Below are 3,395 nucleotides of genomic sequence, written 5' to 3'. Positions count from 1 at the left end.
ATCCGGGGCTACCGGATCGAGCTGGGCGAGATCGAAACAGCGATCCAGCGGGTGCCGGGTGTGCGTCAAGCCGTCGTGATCGACCGGACGGACGAGCGTGGGCACAAGTATTTGTGCGGATACCTCACGGGAGAAGCGGAGCTGCGGATCGAGGAGGTACAGGCTGAGCTGGAAGCAGGGCTGCCAGCACACATGGTGCCAGCACGCTTGATGAGACTGGAGACGTTGCCGCTGACAAGCAACGGCAAAATCGACCGCAAGGCCTTGCCGGAGCCGGAAGGCAGTATCCATACCGGTGCAGCCTATGTGGCCCCGCGTACCACGGTAGAGCAGGTGCTGGCTGCGGTATGGGCCGGGGTGCTCGGCGTGGAAGCGGTAGGCACGCAGGATAACTTCTTCGAGCTTGGTGGCGATTCGATCAAAGCGCTGCAAGTGTCATCCCGATTGCTGCAAGCAGGCTATCGACTGGACATGAAAGACCTGTTCAGCAATCCAACGGTGTCTGCATTGGCGCTGAAAGTCCAATCGGTTACAAGATTGGCTGATCAGAGCGAAGTGGTGGGCGCTGTGAAGCTGACACCAGTTCAACAATGGTTCTTTGAGCAAAACCTGACGGATGCTCATCATCATAACCAGTCCATCATGCTGCATAGCAAGGACGGTTTCGATGAATCGGCACTGCGGACAGCGATGGATCAAGTTGTTAGTCATCACGACGCGCTGCGTATCATTTTCCGTCCTGGTGAATACGGATATGAAGCCTGGAACCGCGCGATTGGTGAGGGCGAGCTGTATACGCTGGAAATTACGGATTTCAACAATGAGACTGAGCTGTCAGCGGCGATCGAGGCCAAAGTGAATGAAATTCAGGCGGGTATCCATTTAAGCGAAGGACCGCTGGTGAAGCTGGGGCTGTTCCATTGCCCAGATGGAGATCATCTGTTGATTGCTATTCATCACTTGGTGGTGGACACCGTATCCTGGCGCATTTTGTTCGAGGATATTACGACAGCCTATGAGCAGGCATTGAACGGACAAGCGGCTCGTCTTCCGCACAAAACGGATTCGTTCCGCACCTGGGCTGATGGGCAGTCTCAATACGCGAACGGTCCGGCAATGGCAGCAGAACTTGCATTTTGGCGAGAAATTGAGCAGGGAATGTACGAGCCGCTTCCAAAAGACCAGCCACAGTCCTATTCCTTGAATAGGGACAGTGAGATCATTACGGTCACGTGGACAGCTCAAGAAACCGAGCAGCTGTTAAAACAGGCGCATCGTGCCTACAACACGGATATGAATGATTTGCTGCTTACCGCATTGGGCATGTCTATTCATCGCTGGGCGGGTATTGAACGAGTGCTCGTCAGCCTGGAAGGCCATGGACGGGAGTCCATTTTGCCAGAGCTGGATATTACTCGCACCGTTGGCTGGTTTACGACCCAATTCCCGGTTGTGCTGGATATGAGCATGAGGCAAGACCTTTCACAGCGCATCAAACATGTGAAAGAAGGGCTGCGCCGCATTCCGCAAAAGGGCATTGGCTACGGTATTTTGAGATACCTGGCCGCGGCACGTAAGCAGGAGCGTTTTGTAACTGAACCTGAGATCAGCTTTAACTATTTGGGACAATTTGATCAAGATATGCAAAATCAATCCATTGATATATCTCCTTACTCTAGCGGTGCAGAGCTTAGCGCAGATGCAGCCAGATCACACACGCTGGACATAAATGGACTGATTTCGGAAGGCGAACTGCAATTGACGATCAGCTACAGCAATCAGGAATACCGCCGTGAAACGATGGAGCAGCTAGCCGAAGAGTTCAGAACCAGCTTGCGGGACATCATTACACATTGCGCAGGCCGCAAGCAGCAGGAACTGACTCCAAGCGATATCATGCTTAAAAATGTAACGATGACCGAGCTGGATCAATTGGTAGAGCGGACTCGTGACATCGGCGAGCTGGAAAATGTATATGCGTTGACGCCGATGCAAAAAGGTATGCTGTTCCATAGTCTGATGGATGCAGAGTCAGGTGCTTATTTTGAACAAACAACATTTGAACTGCGTGGACGCTTCCAAGCGGATATTTTCCAGGATAGCTTGAATCATTTGGCGCAGCGGCATGAGATTTTTAGAGCTAATTTCTACAGCGGTTGGCAGGATGAGCCTGTGCAGGTTATTTTCCGCCGCAAGGATGTTGGATTCAGATGTGAAGATCTGCGTCATTTGGATGATCAGGAGCGTGACGCGTATGTGAAGGAATTTATTCGCAAGGACAAGGCAGCCGGATTCGATTTGTCCCGGGATGCGTTGATGCGCGTGGCGATTTTACGAACAGGTGACGAGGATTATTATTTTGTGTGGAGCTCCCATCACATCCTGATGGATGGCTGGTGTGTGGCATTGGTAACGGATGAGGTGTTTGAGGCTTATTTTGCAGCCGTGGAGCATAGAGAACCGAAGCTTGCCCCAGTTACTCCATACAGTCAGTATATTGAGTGGCTTGAAGCACAGGATGTAGAGGCTGCATCTTCATACTGGAATGATTATTTGCTCGACTATGATCAGCAAACTTCGATTCCGACCGGAAAAGTAGGCGTGAAAGTGGACGGTGCACAATTTGAGACTGTACTGTGTGATCTGGGCAAGGACTTGACAGGACGCATGGAAATGGTTGCCAAGCAGCACCACGTGACCACGAATACATTACTGCAAACGGCCTGGGGATTGCTGCTTCAAGAGTATAACGGTAGTGATGACGCTGTTTTTGGCGGCGTAGTGTCTGGTCGTCCGGCTGATATTCCGGGTATCGAAAATATGGTGGGCTTGTTCATTAACACCATTCCAGTACGTATTCGCAGTGGAGCTGAGGACACGTTTGCCGATATGATCAGAGCGAATCAGAAGCAGGCCTTGGCTTCTCAAGATTATGAAACGTATCCGCTATATGAAATTCAAGCCTTGACCGAGCAAAAGCAAGACCTGATCAACCACATTATTGTGTTTGAAAACTATCCGGTGGAGGAGCAGGTCGAGCAGCTTGGCGAAGGTGCGGAGTCGGATTTTGTAATTAGCAATGCAGGCATGATTGAACAAACCAACTATGATTTCAATCTGGTCGTTATGCCGCAGGAAGCCATGAAAATCCGATTTGAATACAATGCAAAGCTATATGATCGTGAAGCTGTTGAGCGGACTCAGGGCCATCTGGTGCAGCTGCTGGAGCAAGTGACAACGAAGCCGGACATTCGAGTGCATGAGCTGGATGTTTTAAGTGAGCAGGAGCGCGAGCAAATTCTCGGCGTATGGGGAGATACAGCCGCCGAGTATCCAAGCAAGCAGACGATCCATGGCTTGTTCGAGACACAAGCAGCGCACACACCGGAGCAGGT

Annotated in this window: 1 protein-coding gene; it reads left to right on the top strand. The window is 51.3% G+C overall.

What is annotated here, in order from left to right; all coding sequences use genetic code 11:
- Nucleotides 1-3,395 (top strand): condensation domain-containing protein (locus tag L693_RS0116565; RefSeq protein WP_025718386.1); only part of this gene is annotated, 3,395 nt, incomplete at both ends.

Origin of the sequence: Paenibacillus sp. 1-18, from assembly GCF_000520755.1 — a bacterium.
GTDB lineage: Bacteria > Bacillota > Bacilli > Paenibacillales > Paenibacillaceae > Paenibacillus > Paenibacillus brasilensis.
This window is presented reverse-complemented; position numbering and strand designations above follow the sequence as displayed.